This is a genomic window from Aliiroseovarius sp. S1123 (genome assembly GCF_023015885.1).
In the GTDB taxonomy this organism is placed as follows: Bacteria; Pseudomonadota; Alphaproteobacteria; order Rhodobacterales; family Rhodobacteraceae; genus Aliiroseovarius.
The window spans coordinates 74,353-97,666 of record NZ_JALKBE010000006.1 but is presented as its reverse complement, the minus strand read 5'-3'; the positions used below and the strand labels follow the sequence as shown (position 1 = coordinate 97,666).

At 59.4% G+C, this 23,314-nt stretch carries 18 protein-coding genes; 6 read left to right on the top strand and 12 right to left on the bottom strand.

The features are described from left to right. Positions 1–23: 23 nt before the first annotated feature. Together MWU53_RS12085 and MWU53_RS12080 are read right to left on the bottom strand one after the other, a co-directional pair. Positions 24–992 carry a TAXI family TRAP transporter solute-binding subunit gene (locus MWU53_RS12085; protein WP_163038948.1) on the bottom strand — a complete coding sequence of 323 codons (969 nt, stop codon included), beginning with the start codon at positions 990–992 and terminating at the stop codon, positions 24–26. A gap of 27 nt (positions 993–1,019) precedes the next feature. Further along, complete coding sequence (locus MWU53_RS12080; protein WP_247093679.1) at positions 1,020–1,889, bottom strand: MurR/RpiR family transcriptional regulator; 870 nt, start codon at positions 1,887–1,889, stop codon at positions 1,020–1,022. 116 nt (positions 1,890–2,005) lie between these two features. On the opposite strand from MWU53_RS12080, the gene MWU53_RS12075 reads away from it, so the two are divergent. Continuing rightward, positions 2,006–3,325 carry an aspartate aminotransferase family protein gene (locus MWU53_RS12075; protein ID WP_247093678.1) on the top strand — a complete coding sequence of 440 codons (1,320 nt, stop codon included), beginning with the start codon at positions 2,006–2,008 and terminating at the stop codon, positions 3,323–3,325. Continuing rightward, complete coding sequence (locus MWU53_RS12070; protein ID WP_247093676.1) at positions 3,322–4,092, top strand: 3-keto-5-aminohexanoate cleavage protein; 771 nt, start codon at positions 3,322–3,324, stop codon at positions 4,090–4,092. Before MWU53_RS12075 ends, MWU53_RS12070 begins: the two co-directional genes overlap by 4 nt. 3 nt (positions 4,093–4,095) lie before the next feature. Here MWU53_RS12070 and MWU53_RS12065 read toward each other — a convergent pair whose 3' ends face one another. The 7 genes from MWU53_RS12065 to lpdA form a co-directional block, all read right to left on the bottom strand. After that, the gene (locus tag MWU53_RS12065) at positions 4,096–5,061 is read right to left on the bottom strand and encodes a helix-turn-helix domain-containing protein (RefSeq protein WP_247093674.1); all 966 of its coding nucleotides are present in this window, start codon (positions 5,059–5,061) and stop codon (positions 4,096–4,098) included. A 73-nt stretch (positions 5,062–5,134) separates the two neighbouring features. Then, the gene (gcvP, locus tag MWU53_RS12060) at positions 5,135–7,990 is read right to left on the bottom strand and encodes an aminomethyl-transferring glycine dehydrogenase (protein ID WP_247093672.1); all 2,856 of its coding nucleotides are present in this window, start codon (positions 7,988–7,990) and stop codon (positions 5,135–5,137) included. 59 nt (positions 7,991–8,049) lie between these two features. Next, entirely contained in the window at positions 8,050–8,415 is a 366-nt protein-coding gene (gene gcvH / locus MWU53_RS12055; protein ID WP_133487675.1) for a glycine cleavage system protein GcvH, read from the bottom strand. Between the two features lie 18 nt (positions 8,416–8,433). Then, positions 8,434–9,531: a glycine cleavage system aminomethyltransferase GcvT gene (gene gcvT / locus MWU53_RS12050; protein ID WP_247093670.1), complete on the bottom strand. Its 1,098-nt coding sequence runs from the start codon at positions 9,529–9,531 to the stop codon at positions 8,434–8,436. A gap of 70 nt (positions 9,532–9,601) precedes the next feature. After that, a complete protein-coding gene (locus tag MWU53_RS12045) occupies positions 9,602–10,972 on the bottom strand; it encodes a sodium:alanine symporter family protein (RefSeq protein ID WP_247093668.1) in 1,371 nt (456 codons plus the stop codon). A 25-nt stretch (positions 10,973–10,997) separates the two neighbouring features. Beyond that, complete coding sequence (lipA, locus tag MWU53_RS12040) at positions 10,998–11,942, bottom strand: lipoyl synthase (protein ID WP_247093666.1); 945 nt, start codon at positions 11,940–11,942, stop codon at positions 10,998–11,000. Positions 11,943–11,952: 10 nt separating this feature from the next. Beyond that, positions 11,953–13,329 (bottom strand): dihydrolipoyl dehydrogenase, encoded by a 1,377-nt coding sequence (gene lpdA, locus MWU53_RS12035; RefSeq protein ID WP_247093664.1) that lies wholly within the window; start codon positions 13,327–13,329, stop codon positions 11,953–11,955. Between the two features lie 268 nt (positions 13,330–13,597). Between lpdA and MWU53_RS12030 the strand changes: the two genes are divergently transcribed. The 4 genes from MWU53_RS12030 to MWU53_RS12015 all read left to right on the top strand — a co-directional run bounded on the left by MWU53_RS12030 (position 13,598) and on the right by MWU53_RS12015 (position 20,314). After that, a complete protein-coding gene (locus MWU53_RS12030; RefSeq protein WP_247093878.1) occupies positions 13,598–14,134 on the top strand; it encodes an XRE family transcriptional regulator in 537 nt (178 codons plus the stop codon). Positions 14,135–14,588: 454 nt separating this feature from the next. Continuing rightward, positions 14,589–15,668 (top strand): Hint domain-containing protein, encoded by a 1,080-nt coding sequence (locus MWU53_RS12025; protein WP_247093661.1) that lies wholly within the window; start codon positions 14,589–14,591, stop codon positions 15,666–15,668. Positions 15,669–16,137: 469 nt separating this feature from the next. After that, positions 16,138–17,115 carry an efflux RND transporter periplasmic adaptor subunit gene (locus MWU53_RS12020; protein WP_247093659.1) on the top strand — a complete coding sequence of 326 codons (978 nt, stop codon included), beginning with the start codon at positions 16,138–16,140 and terminating at the stop codon, positions 17,113–17,115. After that, positions 17,108–20,314 (top strand): efflux RND transporter permease subunit, encoded by a 3,207-nt coding sequence (locus tag MWU53_RS12015; protein WP_247093657.1) that lies wholly within the window; start codon positions 17,108–17,110, stop codon positions 20,312–20,314. Before MWU53_RS12020 ends, MWU53_RS12015 begins: the two co-directional genes overlap by 8 nt. A gap of 329 nt (positions 20,315–20,643) precedes the next feature. On the opposite strand, the gene MWU53_RS16000 is transcribed toward MWU53_RS12015, so the two are convergent. From MWU53_RS16000 to MWU53_RS12000, 3 genes are read right to left on the bottom strand one after another with little or no spacing between them, the layout of a single operon-like run. Then, positions 20,644–22,164, bottom strand: a complete 1,521-nt coding sequence (locus MWU53_RS16000) for a S8 family serine peptidase (protein ID WP_247093656.1) — start codon at positions 22,162–22,164, stop codon at positions 20,644–20,646. Beyond that, on the bottom strand, positions 22,161–22,754 hold the full coding sequence (locus tag MWU53_RS12005; RefSeq protein ID WP_247093653.1) for a hypothetical protein: 594 nt from the start codon (positions 22,752–22,754) through the stop codon (positions 22,161–22,163). The genes MWU53_RS16000 and MWU53_RS12005 overlap by 4 nt, the downstream gene beginning before the upstream one ends. After that, positions 22,751–23,308: a sigma-70 family RNA polymerase sigma factor gene (locus tag MWU53_RS12000; RefSeq protein WP_247093651.1), complete on the bottom strand. Its 558-nt coding sequence runs from the start codon at positions 23,306–23,308 to the stop codon at positions 22,751–22,753. The genes MWU53_RS12005 and MWU53_RS12000 overlap by 4 nt, the downstream gene beginning before the upstream one ends. Between the last annotated feature and the right edge of the window lie 6 nt (positions 23,309–23,314).

The window sequence follows — 23,314 nt, the reverse complement described above, 5'->3', positions numbered from 1 at the left end:
TCAAAAGGCTTACGGGTGACCGCTTACTCGATAATTCCAGCCTCTTTATAGTACTTCGCAGCACCCGGGTGCAGCGGAGCGGACAGACCAGCGGTTGCCATTTCCTTGGGATCAAGGTTGGCGAATGCCGGGTGCAGACCTTTGAAGTCTTCGATGTTGTTCATGACCGACGATACAACGGCATAGACAGCGTCTTCCGACACGGCGTCCGAGCTAACGAAGGTCGCGCCCACACCGAAGGTGGCGGTGTCCGCGTCGTTGCCGCGATACATGCCGCCCGGAATGGTGGCGGTGCGGTAGAACGAGTTCTCGGCAACCAGCTTGTCCACAGCCTCGCCCGAGACTTCAACCAGTACCGAGTCACATGCGGTGGTGGCTTCCTGGATCGAGCCCGAAGGGTGACCAACGGTGTAGACCATCGCGTCGATCTGGTTGTCGCACAGAGCTGCCGACTGTTCCGAGGCTTTCAGCTCGGTCGCCAGAGCGAAGTCGCCGGTGGTCCAGCCCAGAGCTTCCAGCAGAACTTCCATGGTGCCGCGCTGACCGGAACCGGGGTTGCCGATGTTGACGCGCTTGCCTTTCAGGTCGGCGAAGGTCTTGATGCCGCTGTCGGCGCGGGCCACGACGGTGAAGGGCTCGGGGTGGACCGAGAATACCGCGCGCAGGCCTTCAAAGGCACCGGCATCTTCGAATTTCGAGGTGCCGTTATAAGCGTGGTACTGCCAGTCCGACTGGGCCACACCAAATTCCAGCTCGCCTTCGCGGATGGTGTTGATGTTGTAGACCGAACCACCGGTCGACTCGACCGAGCAGCGAACGCCGTGCTCTTTGCGGCCTTTGTTCACCAGACGGCAGATGGCGCCGCCGGTCGGATAGTACACGCCGGTCACGCCGCCGGTACCGATGGTGATGAATTCTTCGGCAAAGGCAGCTGGCGCCATCACTGCGGTGGCAGCAACCCCTGCAAATGCAATCTTGAACCCTTTAAACATCAGATTTCTCCCTTGATTGATGTTTGTTTATTCGCTCCACACTTCCGCCAGTTGGCGGTTGTGAAGCTCGACTTCAGCAATTCGTTCCTGGGCCGCGACGCCTGCGCGCCCGACCACCATTCCGACGATGGTTTCCAGAAGAAACATCGTCGACACGTAGGACGAAAAGAAATGAGGGCTATCGGTCGACACAGAGAACCCTGCCGACGCAAATTCCAACGCTGGACACGTATGCGTATCGGTGATCACCACAACGTAAACCCCTAACTCACGCGCAAGCCTGGCTGCCTTGATCACTGAGACAGCAAATGGCGGCTTGGTAACTATAAGTAGTGCATCACGTTCATCGAGCCCTGACAAGGCTCCCCCTAGGGAAGCCCCCATCCGATTGGCCAGAATCCAGTTATCTGCGCAGAAATTCGCCATATACGACAGGTATTCCACGACCCCGGTGGACCCCAACGCCCCCAAGAGCAGAACCTTCCGGGACGCTGCCAAACGGTCAGCCACGTCACGAATCGCCACCGGGTCCAACCCAGCCATCGTCTGCCTCAGGTTGTTCTCGCATGCGGCGAAATGGGCCTGAACGAAGTCAGATTTCCCGTCGCCATGTGCTTTCTGAAGCTGCCCAGCCCGATCTGCGAAATTGTTCACTTTGCGGTCAATCTTGTCGCGCATCTCGTCCCGCAGCTCGTCAAAGCTGGCATAGTCCAAGGCCCGGGCAAGACGCGAGAATGTGGCAGGCGACACGCCGGTCTGTGCGGACACGGTGCGCAGTGGACGCGACACAACATCCAGCGGGTTGGCCACAAGATAATCGGCAGCTGCACGCAAGGCACCGCTTAGATCACCGTAGGCCACTGCCAGCCTCTTTTCGAAGCTCTCACTTGCGCTCACGTCCAGTGTCTCCCTGTTTGGACAAGACTTAGTGTTCCTTTTGTTTCACCTATTGTCAATTCTCGATTCATTTGTTTCAATGGCAACAGGTTCAACGGGACATGCAAGGGATCCCCATGTCACATATTTTCCCGCGTCACTGCAAATCAGCCCCACCTGTCGCAACCCGCGGAGACGGCGTTTACCTGATTGATTCAGAAGGGAAAAGGTATCTTGATGGATCCGGGGGTGCGGCCGTGTCCTGCCTTGGTCATTCGGACCCAGACGTGGCCAAAGCCATGCATGATCAGATCGACAGACTCAGCTTCGCGCACACCGGATTTCTGACCTCGGAGCCTGCAGAATCACTCGCCGACCGCCTGATCGCGCATGCACCCGAGGGAATCGAGCGCGTGTATTTGGTGTCTGGCGGCTCGGAAGCGGTCGAGGCCGCGCTGAAGTTGGCGCGCCAGTACATGATTGAAATCGGGCAGCCCCAGCGCACCCGTTTCATCGCTCGCAAGCAAAGCTATCACGGCAACACGCTGGGCGCTTTGGGCACCGGCGGCAACATGTGGCGGCGCGAGCCATTTGACCCGCTGATGATGTCGGCCAGCCATATCGATCCCTGCTATGAATATCGCCTGCGTCAAGAGGGCGAGACGGAAGAGGAGTACGGTCTGCGCGCCGCGAATGCTTTGGAAGCGGAAATCCTGCGCGTCGGGCCCGAGACTGTGATTGGCTTCCTTGCCGAACCAGTAGTCGGCGCCACGTCAGGGGCGGTGCCCGCCGTCAAAGGCTATTTCAAACGGATCCGCGAGATTTGCGACAAGTACGGCGTCCTTCTGATCCTAGACGAAATCATGTGCGGCATGGGCCGCACCGGCACTCTGTTTGCCTGCGAGCAAGACGAGATTTCACCCGACATCATCACCATCGCGAAGGGCCTTGGGGCTGGCTATCAGCCCATCGGTGCGATGCTGTGCACGGGTGCGATCTATGAGGCGATCGCACAGGGCAGCGGTTTCTTTCAGCATGGCCACACCTATATCGGTCATCCCGTTGCTGCCGCCGCCGCAGATGCGGTTGTGCGCAAGCTGACCGAGGGCGGCATGGTTGCGCGTGCGGCCAAGATGGGCACCCGTCTGAACGATGCACTACACGCCGAGTTCGGCCAGCATCCCCATATCGGGGACATCCGCGGGCGCGGCATGTTTCGCGGGCTGGAAATCGTGGCGGATCGCGATAGTAAAACCCCCTTTGATCCGTCGCGAGGCATCGCTGGCCGCCTGAAAAAGCAGGCCTTCGCGAACGGCCTGATCTGCTATCCGATGAGCGGCACGATTGACGGGCAAAACGGCGACCACGTGCTTCTGGCCCCGCCCTTCATCATCTCGGATGATCAGATTGATGAACTGGTGGGCAAGCTGTCCAAATCGTTGGAGCAGGTTCTGTGACACCGCTTCCCAAGATCATGCTCGCCCCCAACGGGGCGCGCCTGACCAAAGCCGACCACCCTGCCCTGCCGATGACTCCGGCCGAGATTTTGGAAACCACACAGGCCTGTCGTGCAGAAGGCGTCGACGGGCTGCACCTGCATTTGCGGGATGCAGAGGGCAAGCACCTTCTGGATGCGGGCGCCTATGCTGACGCGCTGAAGCTGTTCGACGCGGAAATGCCCGGCTTCCCGGTCCAAATCACGACCGAGGCGGTCGGGATGTATGACCCCGCCCACCAACGGCATGTGGCGCTGAATTCGGGGGCGGATATGGTCTCGGCCTCGGTCCGCGAGCTGTGCCGTGACGATCACAACGTGACGCGAGCGTTTTACAACGAGTGCCATCAGCGCGACATTGCCGTGCAGCATATCCTCTATGACGTGGAGGATGCCGAACTTCTGACCCGCGTGCTGGACGAGAAGCTTCTGACCGCGCCGGATTTGCAACTGATCTTTGTACTGGGGCGCTATGCTGTCGGGCAGAAATCCGACCCGAAAGAGCTCGATCCGTTTCTGGATTGGCTGAATGGCACCGGCCTGTCACCAGACTGGGCCGTCTGCGCCTTTGGTCCGAGCGAAACCCCCGCCCTTCTGCGCGCCGTTCAGGCGGGTGGAAAGTGCCGGATCGGGTTCGAGAACTCACGCCAACACGCGGACGGATCCGTTGCGAAAGACAACGCTGAACGAGTGGCCGAGCTGGTGAAGGCCTGTTCCGAAGCGGCCTAAACCTTAAAACATCTTCGCGCGGGCATCCGTGGGCGACATGCCGAACTGTTTCTTGAAGGATCTCACAAGGCTGGAGCGTGTACCGAACCCGGTGGCGGCTGCAATCTCGTGCATGGAATAGCTGGTCTGCTGCACAAGCTGGCTGGCGCGTTCCAACCGCAGACTGCGATAGATCGTCAGCGGGCTGACACCCAGCTGGGTGGCAAAGCGACGTTGCAATTGGCGCGAGGATACGTTCATGATCCGGGCGATCTGGACGATCGATAGGGTGTTTTCCAAATGCTCAAGCATCACGGCCACGCAGTCGCCAATGATCCGGTCACCGCCGGAATAGCGTTTGATAATATGCTCTTGCTTGCCGTGGAACGGCTCGCCCGAGACCTCAAGCCCGACATAGTCGCCAAAGGTGGCGGCAGAAAACCCGCCCATTTCCGCTTCAAGAAGTTTGAGGAACAGGCGCAGGGCGGCGAAGATGCTGGTGGCGCTGCAAATGCGGCCATCAATGGCGAAGGGCGCGCCACCATCTATGCAGAACAGCCCCTCTTCCTCGGCCACGAAGCGCAGGTTGGAATGCACGGCCAAGGCGGTGCGGCTGGCAAAGACCGATTTGCACAGGACGAATACGCCGCCGCCCACCAACACACATTGACGGCTGAGGCGCAGAAGCTGGTGCGCGCGGCTCAGCTGTCTGTTGTCCAGCTTCCAGCGGGCGTGGAAATCAGCCCAAAATACGACGGTGCGATTTCGCCAATAGGCCTGATCATGCGACGGGCAGCTGTCCAGCGTGTAGACAGACAGGTCGCGCGGGGTTTCCGCGTTGGTGAACTGATCAAGCGAGATGAAGAAGTCGCGAAAGACGCTGGCCAGCGAAACGTGGCTGCGATCCGGCACAATGATGGTGATGCCCTGGATGGGACCAATGGCCGACAGGTCATTCACCGGGGCCATAAGAGTGTTCTGAATATTCATAGATGCATCCCGTTATCTGGTACGACATTATGAGACCCCGCCCGGCCTCATTGGGACCGGGCGGGGGATGTGCTTATGCCTCGTCTTCGTAGGCGTCCATCGGGGGACAGGTGCAGACCAGGTTGCGGTCGCCATAGGCGTTGTCCACGCGGTTCACGACCGGCCAGTACTTGTCCACTCCCAAGTTGCCCGGAGGGAAGCAGGCCTGTTCGCGGGTGTAGGGACGATCCCATTCGCCCACCAGATCACGCACCGTGTGGGGGGCGTGTTTCAGCGGGTTGTTGTCGGGGTCGATCTTGCCGTCGATGATGTCCTGCGCCTCGGCCCGGATGGACAACATGGCATCGCAGAAGCGGTCCAGCTCTTCCTTGGGTTCCGATTCCGTCGGCTCGACCATCAGCGTACCTGCCACCGGCCACGACATGGTCGGCGCGTGGAAACCACTGTCGATCAGGCGTTTGGCCACGTCATCCACAGACACGTTGCCCTCGTCCGCCAGCGGACGAGTGTCGAGGATACATTCGTGCGCCACGCGTCCGGTCTTGGACGTGTAGAGGATCGGATAGGCGTCCTTCAGACGTGCCGCGATGTAGTTGGCGTTCAGGATCGCAACTTTGGTGGCTTGCGTCAGACCCGCGCCACCCATCAGCAGGATATAGGCCCAGCTAACCGGCAGGATCGAGGGCGAACCGAACGGTGCCGCAGAAACCGGACCAACGGCGGTGCCGTATTCCGGGTGACCCGGAAGATGCTCGGCAAGATGCGCCTTCACACCGATCGGACCCATGCCGGGGCCACCCCCGCCATGCGGAATGCAGAAGGTCTTGTGCAGGTTCAGGTGGCTGACATCGCCGCCGATCTTGCCGGGCTGGGCCAGACCGACCATGGCGTTCATGTTGGCGCCGTCGATATAGACCTGACCGCCGTGATCATGGGTGATCTGGCAGACCTCCTGCACGGTTTCCTCGAATACCCCGTGGGTCGAAGGATAGGTGATCATGCACGCCGCAAGATCGTCCGAGTGCTGGATCGCCTTCGAACGGAAATCGTCCAGATCGATGTTACCATTGTCATCCGATTTCACCGGCACGACCTTATAGCCCACCATTTGCGCCGAAGCAGGGTTGGTGCCGTGCGCCGAGGTCGGGATCAGACAGATATTGCGGTGCGCTTCACCACGTGCCGCGTGATAGTTGCGGATGGTCAGAAGACCCGCGTATTCACCTTGCGCACCCGAGTTCGGCTGCTGCGAGATCGCGTCATAGCCTGTGATCTGGCACAGCTTGTCGTTCAGGTCGGCGATCATCTCGTGATAGCCTTGGGCCTGATCAACGGGCACGAACGGGTGCAGGTTGCCGAATTCGGGCCAGGTGACTGGGATCATCTCGACGGTCGCGTTCAGCTTCATGGTGCACGAGCCCAGCGGGATCATTGCGCGGTCCAGCGCCAGGTCCCGGTCAGCAAGACGGCGCATATAGCGGGTGATCTCGGCCTCGGCCCGGTTCTTGTGGAAGATCGGGTGGGTCAGATATTCGCTGTCGCGCAGCGCGTAATCCGGCAGGCGATAGGCGCGGTTGGCGACACTGTCGTCCTTCTTCTCGATACCGAAGGCACCCCAGACGGCTTCGATGGTTTCCGCGCGTGTCTGTTCGTCCAGCGAAATACCGATCCGGTCATCGCCCACTTTGCGCAGGTTTACACCACGCGCCACTGCGGCTTCCATGACGGTTTTCTGCAGCGGGCCAACTTCGACGGTGATGGTGTCGAAGAACACCTCTGGCTCGACCTTAAATCCGTTCTCTTCCAAGCCAGCCGCCAGACGCGAGGTCTTGCGGTGCACCGACTGGGCGATGGCCTTGATGCCATCGGGGCCGTGGTAGACGGCGTACATCGAGGCGATAACCGCCAGCAGAGCCTGTGCGGTACAGACGTTCGAGTTCGCCTTCTCGCGACGGATGTGCTGTTCGCGGGTTTGCAGGGCCAGACGGTAGGCCTTGTTGCCACGCGCGTCGATCGACACACCGATGATACGGCCCGGCATGGCGCGCTTCAGCTTGTCGGTCGTCGCCATATAGGCAGCGTGCGGGCCACCATAGCCCATCGGCACGCCGAAACGCTGGGTCGAACCCACGGCGATGTCGGCGCCCATTTCGCCCGGCGACTTCAGCAGCGCCAGCGCCAGAATGTCAGCAGCCACAACGGCAATCGCCTTGTGCTCGTGCAGGGCTTCGATTTCCTTGGTGAAGTCACGCACGTGACCTTCGGTGCCCGGATATTGGAAGATCGCACCAAACACGGCGCCAGCATCCAGCGCATCGGGATCGGCGACCTGAACGTCGATGCCAAGAGGCTCGGCGCGGGTTTTGATCACGGCGATGGTCTGCGGGTGACAGTTTTTGTCCACGAAGAACGCTGCGTTGTTGGCTTTCGAGCGCGAGCCGCGATGCGCCATGGTCATGGCTTCGGCAGCGGCGGTGGCTTCATCCAGCAGCGACGCGTTGGCGACTTCCAGACCGGTCATGTCCGAGACCATGGTCTGATAGTTCAGAAGGGCTTCCAGACGGCCTTGCGAAATCTCGGGCTGATAGGGCGTGTAGGCCGTATACCAAGCCGGATTTTCCAGAATGTTGCGCAGGATGGGCGCAGGCGTCGTGGTGCCATAGTACCCCTGCCCGATCAACGAGGTCAGAACCTTGTTCTTAGAGGCCACCTGTTTCATGTGGTAAAGCGCGTCCCGCTCGGACATGGCCGGGCCCCAGTCCAGCGCCTCTTCCTGACGGATTGCGGGCGGAACCGTTGCGTCGATCAGTTCATCAAGCGTCTTGAAGCCGATCACTTTCAACATATCCGCCATCTCTTGCGGAGACGGGCCGATATGGCGGCGGTTGGCGAAATCATAGGCTTCGTAGTCGGTCAGTTTGAAGGCCATGCTTGGATCCTCGTGAAGGGGGGGTATGACCCGCCGGTCGCCCGGCGGGCAGTCTGTTCTTAGCCGATCAGGGCTTTGTAGCCATCCAGATCCATCAGATCTTCCAGCTGCGAGGCGTCTGCCAGCTTGACCTTATAGATCCAGGCGTCGCCCTCGGGGTTTTCGTTCAAGGCACCGGGAGTGTCTTCCAAAGCACCATTGGCCTCAACCACTTCACCGTCAACCGGTGCGTAGATTTCCGAGGCAGCCTTCACGCTTTCGATCACGCCGATCTCGTCGCCTTTTTCGAACTCGTCGCCCGCCTCGCGCTGCTCAACGAAAACAATCTCGCCCAGCTGGTCGGCTGCGTGTTGGGTGATACCGATGGTGGCGATGTCGCCCTCAACGGTGATCCATTCGTGCTCTTCCGAGTAATAAGTCGTCATATCAGGAAGTCCCCTGTCTTAGCGTTTGTAGTTCTGCTGCACGAAGGGCAGCGATACGATTTCGGCAGGCTGGGCCTTGCCGCGAATGATAAGGTTCACTTTCTCGCCAACCTCGCCGTGGCCCTTGGTCACGTAACCCATTGCAACGGGACCACCGACGGTCGGGCCAAAGCTGCCCGAGGTGATCTCGCCGATGGTATTGCCTTCGGCGCATTGGATTTCCACGTGCTGACGGGCGGGGGCGCGGCCTTCGGGCTTGATGCCCACCAGTTTCTTCGCGGTACCTTCGGCCAGCTCGCGCTGGATGCGCTCGGCACCCGGGAAGCCGCCTTCTTCTTTGCGGCGTTTCTGGATGGCCCAAGCAAGGCTTGCTTCGATCGGCGAGGTCGTCTGGTCGATGTCGTTGCCATAGAGGCAAAGACCAGCTTCCAGACGCAGGCTGTCACGGGCACCCAGACCAGCGGGTTCGCAATCGTCATGGGCCAGGAAGGCGCGGGCGACGGCTTCGGCATCCGCTTCCGGGATCGAGATCTCGTAACCATCTTCGCCGGTATAGCCCAGACGCGAGATGCGGCAGCTGACACCGTTGATGTCCGCCACCGTGGTTTCCATGAAGGTCAGGTTACGGGCAGCGGGGCAAAGCTCGCCCACCACGTCTTCGGCCTTGGGGCCTTGCACGGCAACCAAAGCACGGTCGAAGATCTCGGTCACTTCGACACCGTCCAGATTGGCGGCCATGTGCGGGATGTCCTGATGACGCATCGAGGCGTTCACCACGACAAAGAAATGATCACCGGCGTTCGAGACGATCAGGTCATCCATGATGCCGCCGTCTTCGTTGGTGAAAAAGCCATAGCGTGCCTTGCCTTCTTTCAGCGTGGCATAAGCCTGCGGGCAGATCGCTTCCAGCTTCTCGCCGATATTGTCGCCTTTCAGGATCACCTGACCCATGTGGCTGACGTCAAAAAGCGCGGCTTTCTCGCGGCAGTGCTTGTGCTCGCCCATGATCCCCATCGGGTATTGGACGGGCATTTCCCAGCCGGCGAAATCAACCATCTTGCCGCCAAGTTCGACATGCAGGTTATAAAGCGGCGTGCGTTTAGGGGTGTCGGTCATGTCGGCCTCCTATGGCGCGATTGGTATTGTCGGGGCCGGGGGGCAAGCATCCACCCCCCGGCTTTTTTCTTTATTCAGCCGCGGTCTGATCCGGCTCGGTCGCGCCGCCCGAGGCAAAGAATTCCTTCGTCACCTTGAAGACAACCGGGCTCAGCAGGGCCAAGGCGATCAGGTTCGGGATCGCCATCATGGCGTTCAGCGTATCGGCCAGCAGCCAGATGAAGCCCAGATTGGCGGTCGCGCCCAGCGGCACGGCGATGCACCACAGGATGCGGAACGGTACCAGAGATTTTACCCCCAGGAAGAACTCGACGCATTTTTCACCATAATAGGACCAGCCCAAGATGGTGGTAAAGGCAAAGACCGACAGTGAGATAGCGATCAAGTAGCCGCCGAAGCCCGGCAGGGTTGTCTCGAAAGCGAGCGAGGTCAGCGCCGCACCGGATTCACCCGAGGTCCAAGCCCCCGACGCGATGATCGCAAGGCCAGTAATCGAGCAGACGATGATCGTGTCGATGAAGGTTCCCAGCATGGCAATCAGACCTTGGTTCACCGGACCAGCAGTTTCAGCTGCAGCGTGGGCGATGGGCGCAGAGCCCAGACCAGCTTCGTTCGAGAACACGCCACGTGCCACACCAAAGCGGATCGCAGCCCAGACGGCGGCGCCCGCAAAACCACCTTCGGCGGCCGAGGGGGTGAAGGCGTGGGTAAAGACCAGCGACAGGGCGTTGCCCAGCTCTCCGGCGTTCAAAAGCAGAACCAGAAGGCCGATCAGGATGTAGGATACAGCCATCAGCGGCACCAGTTTTTCGGCCACGGCACCGATGCGGCTAATACCACCCAGCACAACGCCACCGGTCAGGATCATCAGGACAACGCCCGTGCCGATTTCCGGAATGCCGAAGTTGGTGTTCAGCACGTCGGCCACACCATTCGCCTGCACCGTGTTACCGATGCCGAAGGCTGCGATAGCACCAAAGCCTGCAAAGGCAGGCGCCAGCCAGTACCAGCCTTTGCCCAGCCCGTTCTTAATGTAGTACATCGGACCACCGACGTAGTTGCCCAGTTCGTCCTGCTCACGATATTTCACCGCACAGACGGCCTCGGCGTATTTGGTGGCCATGCCCACAAGCGCAGTCATCCACATCCAGAACAGGGCGCCGGGGCCACCCAAGAACACGGCAGTCGCAACGCCGGCGATGTTACCGGTGCCGATGGTCGCCGACAGCGAGGTCATCAGCGCCTGAAACGGCGTAATCTGCCCGTCACCATGTGCGGTACGGCCGTTCCACAACAGTGAAAACCCTTTACCGATTTTCAGGATTGGCATCAGTTTCAAGCCAACCTGAAGGAACAGACCGACCCCCAGGATCAGGACCAACATCAGTGGCCCCCAGACAATCCCGTTGATCCAGCCTACAAAATTTGACAACGCTTCCATGGTTTCCTCCCTTTAGCGTCCTCGGTCAGGCCCTTCCCGCAAGCGCCACTTGGCGTGCTTGCTTGAGGGCCGCGAAATCTTCGTCAGCATGGAACGACGACCGCGTCAGCGGCGTGGCCGAGACCCCAAGGAACCCCTTGGCGCGGGCGGCTTGTTCCAGACTTGCGAATTCGTCCGGTGTCCAGAACCGGTCGATCTTGTGGTGTTTGGTGGTGGGCTGCAGGTACTGGCCCACGGTCAGGAAATCGACATTGGCGGCGCGCAGGTCGTCCATGACTTGTTTCACCTCGGCCATCGTCTCTCCCAGACCGACCATCAGGCCGGACTTGATGAAAATGCCGGGATTGGCACGCTTGGCGTCGTCCAGCAGGCGCAGCGACTGGTAGTAGCGCGCGCCGGGGCGCACGGTCGGATACAGGCGCGGCACGGTTTCCAGATTGTGATTGAAGACGTCGGGGGCAGCGTCGAACACCTGATCTGCCGCGTCGCCCTTGCCCAGAAAATCCGGGGTCAGAACTTCGACAGTGGTGCCCGGGTTTTGGTGGCGCACGGCGCGGATGGTCTGGGCGATATGCCCTGCCCCGCCATCGGCCAGATCATCGCGATCGACCGAGGTGATCACCACGTGACGCAGCCCCAGCTTCTTGACCGCAGCTGCAACGCGGCCCGGCTCGAACGCGTCCAGCGCATCCGGGCGGCCGGTCGACACGTTGCAGAAGCTACACCCGCGGGTACAGATCTCGCCCATGATCATCATGGTGGCATGGCGCTTGGACCAGCATTCGCCCACATTGGGGCATGCGGCTTCCTCGCAGACGGTGACCAGATCGTGATCCCGCATCAGGCGACGGGTCTCGTAATACTCGGCGCTTTCGATCTTCTTATTGCGAATCCAGCTGGGTTTGCGCGGGATCGCGCTGTCGGGCTTGTGGGCCTTTTCCGGGTGACGCAGGCGGGGGATCTGGTTCATCGTCGCCCCCTTACGCGTGAATGGCGCGGCCCAGCGCGTCCAGACAGGCTTCTTTCACGGCCTCAGCCATGGACGGGTGCGCGTGACAGCTTGCCGCCACGTCCGTGAGTGTCGCCCCCTTCGCCATAGCCAAGACCAGCTCGGCAATCAGATCGCCACCGTGGGCGCCACAAATATGCGCCCCCAGCAGCACGCCATTGGGCGACGCCAGAACCTTGACCGCGCCGTCCGTTTCTCCGGTCGAACGCGCGCGCGAGTTCGCCATGAAGGTAAACTTGCCGCTGATATAGTCGGTGCCTGCTTCTTTCAGCGCTTCTTCCGTTGCCCCGACCGAGGCAACCTCGGGGTCGGTGTAGACCACGCCCGGCACCTTGTCGTAATCCACGTGGCCTTTCAGACCGGCCAGACCTTCCACGCAGGCCACGCCATCTTCTTCTGCTTTATGCGCCAGCATCGGGCCGGGCACACAGTCGCCGATCGCATAGATGCCAGGGACAGAGCTTTGGAAGCTGCCGTCCACCGGGATGAAACCGCGCTCGTTGACCTCGACGCCCAGCGCTTCCAACCCCAGACCACGGGTGACAGGGCGACGGCCAATGGCCACCAGAACCTTGTCGGCTTCAATGGAGTCGACGGTGTCTTTGCCGACACGCTCAACTGTCAGGGACAGACCGCCCTCGCCCGCCTCAACCGCCTTCACAGCGCGGCCCAGCTGAAACTTCAGCCCGCGCTTCGACAGGGCGCGCTGCGCCAGCTTTGCGATCTCGCCGTCAATGCCGGGCAGGACGCGATCGAGATACTCGACGACGGTCACCTTGGCGCCCAGTCGCGCCCAGACCTGACCCAGTTCCAGACCGATGACGCCCGCGCCGATCACCACCAGATGGTCCGGCACGGCGTCCAGCGCCAGCGCGCCGGTCGAGCTAAGCACGTCCACCTCATCAATCTCGACACCCGGCAGCGGGGTCGGCTCGGAACCAGTTGCAATCAGGATGTTTTTGGTTTCGTGAACAGTGTCGCCCACTTTGACCTGACCCGCGGTGGGAATGGTCGCCCAGCCCTCGATCAGCTCGACGCCGTTCTTCTTGAACAGGAAGGCAATGCCCTTGGTCAGGTCGCCAACGACCTTATCTTTACGCGCCATCATGGCACCCAGATCCAGCGAGGCGCCCTCGACCGCGATCCCGTGTGCGGCCAGATGTGACAGTTCAGCATATTTGCCAGACGAGGTCAGAAGCGCCTTCGACGGGATGCAGCCCACATTCAGGCAGGTGCCACCCAGCGACCCGCGCCCTTCGACACAGGCAACCTTCAGGCCCAACTGCGCAGCACGAATGGCGGCAACATAGCCACCGGGGCCTGCTCCGATCACGATCAGGTCAAACATGTGTTCCTCCGCTTCCCGTTCACATTCATGAATGCGCATTTTGTGGAATAGTTTCCTATTCGGGATTTCTTGTTTCTCTTAGGAAACTTTTGGGGAAATTGCAAGGATTGTGTGCAGCGGGATACTTTGACAGCTTTGCGAGCAATTACTAAGCTGCGAGGGAACAAGGGGAAATTGACGGTAGGTAAGCTTGGAGACCGACACAAATAGCGCGTCACAGACGGGCAATGAGCCCACGGACGCACCCGACGGAGAAGCCATGGGCCTCATGATTCGAGAGGCCCGAAAGGCGAAGGGGATGACGCTGGAAGACACAGCGCGGGCCGCCGGGATCGGCCGTTCGACCCTGTCAAAGATTGAAAACAATCAGACCCGCCCAAGCTTCGACATCATTCGTCGCCTAATGCAGACGCTGGAACTTGAGACACCGCAGCTGTTCCTGCAATCCGCGAAGACGGACATCTCGGGCCGCCGTGACTATACCCGCGCCGGCCAAGGCGAGATCAAGAAAACGCCGACCTACACGCATGAATTGCTGTGCAACGAGCTGACCTCGAAAAGCATGGTGCCCTATATCTCGACCGTCACCGCGCGTGAGGTGTCCGAATATGACGACTGGGTGCGCCACAACGGCGAGGAGTTCATGTTCGTCCTATCAGGCGAGTTGACGCTGGTGACCGAGCACTACCGCCCGCTGCATCTGGGTCCCGGCGATTCCGTCTATTACGACGCGCGCATGGGGCACGGGCTGATTTCGACCAGCAAAGAAGACGCGAAGGTGCTGTGGGTGTCACTGGGCTTGTAACGCCATACACCCTGCTCCAGACCTCTGGGTCAGACCGAAAATCGTTAACGCGATGTCCAGATCTGAAAGCGAGGACCTGTCGTCACCGTCACGCATGTGCAAGGATGGTAAAGCACTTCTAGAGGTCTGATTTAAAATGAACCCTAAAGGCGTTTTGCAAGAAAAATCGCCTACAACCTCGCATTGATAAATCTTCGATGTGGAGTCGGGCAGTTTTATCCCATTTGCGCAAAAACGGCAGAGACTCGGTCAGGGCACCTTTTCCCGCTCACCTAATAGTTGTGTTTTGCAAACAGCCTGCCCAACGCCAAAAAGGCGCCACATTTAAACTTTACCTAACGATAGAATTCGCGATTCATTTGCGAAAATCTTAGGGCTTGGTTCATGAATTTGGCCTGTTGTAGATTACCGAGAGGTATCTCATTACAATGAATAGGTTAGTTGGAGATTTCGAATGGCACAAAGTCAAATTTATGATGGCCGCGAAAATAAATTTAGTGCTGGCAACAATGTTCTGAATCTAGACACCGGAACCGACTTCACTTTCTATTTCATCACTGATGGCGATCTGGATGGCACTGAAGATGCCGCAGGTAATCTTATTCTGGACGCAAATGGTGGCCTCTCTGATCCCGATACGATGGTTGTCATTGATGGTGTGGCCTACGAATTTATTGTCGAGGGCGTAGGAGAACTTCCGGTCGACGGCAAGGTCCCGGGCGCCGTTCAGGGCACGACTGTTGTAAAGATCGAGGTCGTAGGATACCCGACAGATCTTAAGCTTGTTTTTGCTCCTGATGGCTCCATTACTGCGGCGACGTGGGCACAATTCGGAAACGGGAACATCACGCTTGTTGATCTTGATACCGATCCGACCCCTGTTTGCTTTTGCAATGGAACTTTGATCGAAACCAATTCTGGTTTTGTTGCTGTCGAAAGCTTGGCGAGCGGAGACCGCGTCGTGCTCGAATCCGGACAGACCGCAACAATTAAATGGATCGGGTCGCGTACATTCTCGTTGGTGGACTTGATGTTGACCCCCAGCGCACGTCCGGTGTGCATCCCTGCTGGCGCGCTTGGCAATGGCACACCCACCACTGACCTTTGGGTCTCGCCTCAGCACCGTGTTCTGGTCCAGGGCCACCTGGCCGAAACACTGTTTGGCGTATCTGAAGTACTGGTCGCCGCAAAGCATCTGGACTTTGGCGATCTTGCCAAGGGCAAGAAACGCCCTGCCGAGGTCAAATATTTCCACATCCTGCTGGACAAGCATGACCTGCTGATCGCCAATGGCGCCCCGGCGGAAAGCCTGTTCCTTGGGGATCAAGCGCTGACCATGCTGTCGGATGACGCTCTGGCCGAGATCGAAGCGAAGTTCCCGCGGGAAGATCACGCCGAAATGTGGAATGACCAAACTGCAGCGCCTGTGTTGAAGGCATATGAGGGCGCAGTACTTTCCGAGGCTCTGCGACAGGGTTTCCAACACACAGACCAAAATTCTGCAAATTCTCAGCATATGCCTCTGGCGGGCTGAATTTTCGCATAATTCCTGCAAGTGGGGGGATTTCTTGGCGGGCTTTCAACGGTGAGAAACGGTCCCGCCAAGATCCCGTCGCCCCTCGCGTTGCAAAGTACCGCGAGGCTGCACTTGTCGCATCGACCTGATCCGAAAATGGTTTGAAGCCCGCGCTCGATTGCGGGCTTCATGCATTGCGACACCACCCTTCCCTGGGTGATGTCGCACCCCCCAAGCTACTCCAAAACCCGGATACAAAGCGCAAAGCTATGAGCGCGTGCCTTTCGGCGTCTGTCGCGGTGGCATGCCCGTTTCCCGTCATCACCCCTTGCATCTGCTAAACATATTCACTATTTCGAATTCGTTGATCCTGATCAAGTTCACGCCGGGGTAACTCGGCTATAGTTACGACACACTCTGGCACTGGACGTGTTGCACGCGACAGCAACGGACATGGTTTGGGCCATCCACCGCAAAGGAGATTGCGATGCGTAAAATTGTTTTGCCCCTATTGGTCGCCTTGTTCCCACTTGCGACTATGGCCGAAGAGCCCTTCGTCGCACAGAATGTTGACGTCACAGAATGGAAAGCCGTTTTTGGCCGGATCGAAGCGCGTGACCGTGTCCAAGCGCGGTCGCGACTTGGGGGGACGATCATTTCAATCAACGTCTCCGAGGGATCCAAAGTCGAAAAGGGCCAACAGATCGCCAGCATCACGGACGAAAAACTGATCCTGCAACTGAACGCGATCGATGCGACGCTGACCTCTTTGGCGTCTCAGCTGGATACGGCCTCGGCCGATCTTCGGCGCGGCGAAGACCTGTTGAAGCGCGGGGTCGCCACTGCACAGCAGCTGGATCAGCTGCGCACACGGGTTGATGTGATTACGGGACAGATCGGAACCGCGCAGGCCGAGCGGAGCGTTCTGAAACAACGTGAAGCGGAAGGGGCTGTGCTGTCCCCGATCGGCGGCTCTGTGCTTCAGGTCCCTCTGACCGAAGGGTCTGTCGTCATGCCCGGTGAAAGCATCGCCGAGATCGGTGGCGGTGGTTTCTTTCTGCGCCTTGCCGTGCCTGAACGTCATGCGAGCTACCTTGAAGAGGGCGCTGAAATCCGAATTGGCAGCGACGAGGGCGAAACCACCGGCGTTCTCGCCAAGCTCTACCCGCAGATTGAAAACGGTCGCGTGATCGTCGACGTGGAATTCGCAGGCATGGAGACGGACTTCGTCGACGCACGCGTTTTGGTGCGTCTGCCAGTCGGCAAGTCGACGGCATTGCTGGTGCCTGCGTCCTCGGTCTCGACCCGCATGGGGTTGGACTTCGTCACCGTGCAGGCGGCGGATGGCACCGATACGCACCGCACCGTTGTCGCAGGTGGATCGCGCCATATGGGCGATCTTGAAATGATTGAAATCCTGTCGGGTCTGACCGCAGGCGAACAGGTGGTGGCCAGCCATGAGTAATCAATCAAGCACCCCCTCTCTGGGCATTGCGGGCGGGCTGACGAAAGCGTTCATCCGCTCGGCGCTGACCCCCCTAATGATCTTGGCGGCCCTTGCCGTTGGGCTTGTGGCGCTGATCAGCCTGCCGCGGGAAGAAGAGCCGCAGATCTCGGTCCCCATGGTGGACATCCATATTCAGGCACCGGGTCTGAAGGCAGAAGACGCCGCCAAGCTGGTGACCGAACCGATGGAATCCATCGTGCAGGGCATCAACGGCGTCGAGCACGTCTACTCACAGACAAGCGATGACTATGCGCTTGTTATGGCAAGGTTTTTGGTCGGCACATCGGCTGATACCGCGATCTTGCGGGTACACGATAAAGTGCGTGCAAACATGGATCGCATTCCGGTGGGGATCAACGAACCGCTGATCGTCGGTCGTGGTATCGACGACGTGGCCATCGTATCTCTGACGCTGACCCCCAAACCCTCGGCCGAACAAACCACTGCGAATGACCTGACCCGGATTGCACGCAAGCTGCAGGTGGAGCTTGCCAAAATCCAAGATGTTGGCCTGACCTATTTGGTCGGCGAAAGCCCCGAGGCGATCCGCATCGCCCCCGACCCCGAGCGGCTGGCGCTGTACGGTGTGACCCTGCAGCAGCTGGTCGGCAAGGTCCAAGGTGCAAACCGCGCGTTCAACAACGGGTATATCCGAGACGGCGGGCAGCAGGTGATGGTCGCAACCGGCCAAACACTGCAAGCGTCTTCGGATGTCGCCAATCTGCTTCTGACCACGCGCGACAACCGCCCGGTCTACGTCCGTGACGTGGCCAATGTCAGCTTTGTGCCGGACACCTCGGACAAGATCGTCGCCAACGTCACACGCAATGAGGCCGGAGAAATCATCCGCACCCCGGCCGTCACGCTGGCGGTCGCCAAACGCGCAGGCGCCAATGCAGTGGTCGTGGCCGAGGAAATCCTCCACCGCGTTCACATGCTGGAACATGACCTGATCCCCGACACGGTGCAAATCGACGTCACCCGCGACTATGGCGAAACGGCAGACGAGAAAGCGAACGAGCTTCTGTTCCACCTGGGTCTGGCGACGGTGTCCATCGTGGCGCTGGTGCTGTTCACAATCGGCTGGCGCGAGTCGATCGTGGTCGCCGTGGTGATCCCGGTCACCATCCTGCTGACGCTCTTTGCGGCTTGGGTCATGGGATACACGCTGAACCGCGTGTCACTGTTCGCGCTGATCTTTTCCATCGGGATTCTTGTAGATGACGCGATTGTGGTCATCGAAAACATCGCCCGCCACTGGGGCATGCCGGACAAGGCGGATCGCGTGACCAAGGCCATTCGTGCGGTTGCCGAGGTGGGCAACCCGACCATTGTCGCGACCCTGACCGTTGTGGCCGCCCTTCTTCCGATGCTGTTCGTGTCGGGCCTGATGGGACCATATATGAGCCCGATCCCGGCCAACGCCTCGGCCGCGATGATCTTTTCGTTTTTTGTGGCCGTGATCATCACCCCGTGGCTGATGATCAAGATTGCGGGCAAAGCGCCTGCGCACGATCACGATGACGAAGGACATCATGGCGGCGCGCTGGGGCGGATCTATGCCTCGGTCGCGCGGCCTTTGCTGAAGACCAAGACCATCAGTCTGACGTTCTTGTTGGTCGCCGCCGTGATCTCGTTCGGGTCGCTTGCGCTGATCTATACCAAGGACGTGACGGTTAAACTTCTGCCTTTCGACAACAAGTCGGAACTGTCGGTGGTTGTAGATCTGCCTGAGGGTTCGTCGATCGAGGCGACCGACGCCGTGGTGCAAGCCGTCGCGCGCGAAGCGCTTGAGATGCACGAGGTTCTTTCTGTGCAAACCCACGCCGGGGCCTCCGCGCCGTTCAACTTCAACGGTCTGGTCCGGCACTATTACCTGCGCACGCAGCCGCATCTTGGCGACGTGCAAATCCTGCTGGACCATAAGGAACATCGCGAGCGCACCAGCCACGAGATTGCTCTGGAGCTGCGCGAGCGGGTGAACCAACTTGATCTGCCCGCAGGCACCAACGTCAAAACGGTCGAGCCGCCCCCCGGCCCGCCGGTCATGGCGACCCTGCTGGCCGAGGTGTATGGCCCCGATGCCGACACAAGGCGCGAGGCTGCCAGCAAGATCCGTGCCGCGTTTGACAGCGTGCCCTTCGTCGTCGATGTCGATGACAGCTTTGGCGAACAACCGCGCCGTCTGCGCATCACGATCTCGCAGGACCAGCTGGAGTTCTTTGGCGTGCAAGAGCAGGACGTCTTCTCGACGCTGGCGCTTTTGAACCACGGGCAGACCGTCGGGTATTCGCATCGCGGTGAGGGCCGCTATCCGATCCCCATCGTTGTGGAGCGCGACAAGGCGGACCGGGTGCTGGACGAACGCTTCCTGTCGACGCCGATCCCCGCGAACGCCCTACCCGGCGCCCGTGGCGTGGTCGAGCTTGGCGACGTGATCGAGATCACCGAAGAAAAGGCCTCGTACCCGATCTTTCGTCACAACGGACGCACGGCCGAAATGGTCACTGCCGAGGTTGCCGGCGCTTTCGAGGCACCGGTCTATGGCATGATCGCCGTGGCCGAGCAGTTGGACGCGATGGAGTGGGAAGACGGCACAAAGCCCGAAATCCGCATGAATGGCCAGCCCGAGGATGAAAGCATCGTCACCCTGCTGTGGGATGGTGAATGGGAAGTCACCTGGGTCACATTCCGCGACATGGGGGCCGCCTTTGCCGTGGCCCTGCTGGGGATCTACATCCTTGTGGTCATGCAGTTTGGATCGTTCAAACTGCCGCTGGTGATCCTGACCCCGATCCCGTTGACGTTCGTTGGGATCATTGGCGGGCACTGGCTGTTCAACGCGCCGTTCTCTGCGCCGTCGATGATCGGGTTCATCGCGCTGGCAGGCATCATCGTGCGGAACTCGATCCTGCTGGTGGATTTCATCCGGCATGCCGATCCGGCGAAGGACAAGGTGGAAACGCTAATCGAGGCCGGAGCCATCCGCTTCAAGCCGATCCTTCTGACCGCCGTTGCGGCCATGATTGGTGCGGCAGTGATCTTGGCCGACCCGATTTTCCAGGGGCTAGCTTTGTCGCTGCTATTCGGATTGCTCAGCTCGACCCTGCTGACGGTTCTGGTGATCCCCGCGATCTATCGCGTGTTCCGGACCTAGGCTGGCAAAACAAACGCTAGCAAGCGCTGACGAACAGGTAAAAACACAAAAGCAGCCCCGAAAGATCGGGGCTGCTTTTGAATGCACAAACAGGTCGGCGGCTGGTATCACTGATACCAACCGCTCCCTCTGACCATGCAGAAATCGTAACTCAACCACTTCACACTTTGCAGGCCAAACCCTAGATACTCTGGCGCTGGGGCAAACCGCGTAACCACTTACTCTTCAACCAAAACTCCAGCACCGCACTAAGCAACAGCAGCGACATTAACAACGTCGCTATATGTTTGTCGGGCGAGTGTGGGAAATGGTTCAAAATTAATTTGAAATTAGTTGCACGGGTCTGCCTGGATCAGGCCCCAGCCAAAATTGCTGTCTTTTCCGGGGCGGCCGAGGTCGCGGGACCGTTCTCGCAGAGCGTTCAGAAGACGCGTCTTTTGCGCCCCGGATCGCGCGACTTCCTGAGCAATGATTGCAGTGGCAAAGGCTGCGGCATATGAGGTGCCCGAAGCAAAGGTCGTACCCCGCCCGCGTGGCAGAAGCAGATCGACACCGGGCGCAGAGAAGTCCACCTCGGGGCCGCCATTGGCATGTTTGTACAGCCGCTCGCTTGCATCAATCGCGGTGATCGCGATGACGTTCGGATCCGATGCGGGATATGCAACAGCATCGCGCCCCCCATTCCCCGTGGCCGCCACCATGATCAGCCCTTTGCGGGCAACCGTTTTGACGATGTCTTCAAGGCTGTCATTCTTCGGCCCGGCCAGGGACATGTTCACGATGTCGACGTTGTTCTCGACCATCCAGTTCAGGCCCTTCGCAATGCTCTCAAGCCGCGCAACCGAGCGCCCCCCGTTGCGCGCAAATGCAACGACCGAGAAGATCTCGGCCCCGGGGCTAATACCTTGCGGCAGCTTGTCCGTTCCCCACCCGCTGATCAAAGCAACAATGCCCGTGGCATGATCGACCGAACCTGTGCGGTCACGCGGGAACAGAACCGAGGTGGACTTGACCGATACGCCGCGCAAAGCCGGGTTTGAGGTATCGACTGGACCATCGATCAACCCAACACGGACAGGACGGTTCAGTTTGCACCCTGTATCCGGCGCAAGGCCCAAAAGCCGGTTGGCGTAGGCGGCGCGCCCCTTGGCGGCCCCATAAACCGTGTGCTTGTCGGCGATCACGGAAATACGCTGTCGGGCCAGACGAGACCGCAGCTCTGCAAGTGACAAACGTCCGTTCAGGTCCACCGCTGACATCCGCGCACCCAGAGCCCCCAAAGAGGTGTTGCGCAGGATGGACACGCCTTCCCGCGACATCATGGTCTGGGCCCGGGCCATTTCTTCACTGGACCCGATCAGCAGGTATTCCGGTCCACCACTTGGTGCGGCCACTTCATGCCGGGTGGCGCGAACAAGGGGCTGACCACTGGGGGTTCTCAGAAAAAGGCCCTGCCCTAACCCGGCACCCCGACCCGAGCCTCCACCGCCGCCCGGCCCGGTCACGCTGCCTCCTCCATTCGGATCATCACAAACTCGCGCCGAAGCGACGACCTTGGTCGATCCGTTGGGTTCAACATGGACCACGTGAAACTGAGTTGAATATGGCAACCCGACGCTCGGCAGCCTGACACGAAGCCGGCTGGTGGTGTGCGAAACCAACGTAGCCGGCAACAACGTGCCACTCACGCGGGTGCGCAGGTTGGGTGTCGCGTTCCGAAGGAAGCCAGGGGTGGGCACATCAAGTATGTCGCCGGGCAATACGCAATTGCCCTGTTGCGCCTGAGCGGCAGGCGCAAAACCAAGGGCCGAGATCGTAATAAGAGCAATGGCAAGGATAAGACGCTTCACGGAAGATCCACACTTTCGAAAACTTCGATTTCTGAGCGCAACGTTCCGGCCAGCTGCTCGAGATCAATGTCAGGATCCAGCGGAGATAACCGGAAAAGGCCAATGGCGGATGGGCCGTCGACGATCACCAGATCATGCATCTGCAACAGCGCCGACATCGACGCCTGTGTCACATCCGGCCGAAACATCACGACAATATTTGCCGCGTCGTCGCTGGACGAGGCCAGTTCATAGACGTCTTCCGACGCGCGAAAGTTGCCGAGCACGGCAAGCAAAGCAAGCGCTGCCGCCAGACCGCTTGAAAACGACAGAATATAGCGCCGCGCTCTGGATCGCCCGTCGAGAACAGTCTGCGGGTTGTCTTCGATGACACGTCGAAGCCGGGCCAGACCCAGTTCGCCGGGGCTCTGCATTTCGGGCTGCTCTTTCACCGTTGCACGGATGAGGGCAAGCATCTCGGCCTCCTGCCGAAGGGTTGGGTCTTGCTCCAATGCGGCCTCGACCATATCCCGCTCTTCTGGCGACAAGGTTCCGTTGACCCAAAAGGGCAATAGTTCGAGGATATTCTGACGGTCTACTTGCTCACTCATAACGCCACCTTTGTATTCATTCTGCCCTGTAGGCAGTGCAACAACAACTTTTTGGCATGGAAAATACGGGTCTTGATGGTCCCTTCAGGAACTGCGGTAATCTCGGCGATCTCACGATAGCCCATGTCCTCGTAGAACGCCAATTCGATGGCCTCACGATGGTCGGGCTTCAAACCGTCCAAGCAAACTCGCAGATGCGCCGCATCCTCGGCAGCCGAAATATGCGCAACCGCGCTTGGCGCCTCGTCCACTTGCTCGGGCAGATCATCGGTGATCGTCAGACGCGCATTCTTGCGAAACACATCTATTACCTTTCGGTACGCAATCGAAAACATCCAAGTCTTAACAGCAGACCGCCCTTCAAAAGCGGCCGCCCCTTTCCATACATCCAAAAACACGTCTTGTAGTATGTCGGCCGAGAGGAACGGATCGTTCAATTTAATGTTGATAAATCTGTAAAGAGGTTGCTCCATTTGGCGATAAAGCGCGTCGATGGCGTTCTTGTCTCCCGCCCCGATCTGCTGAACCAGAGATTTCAGCTCTGCATCATTCATATCCGC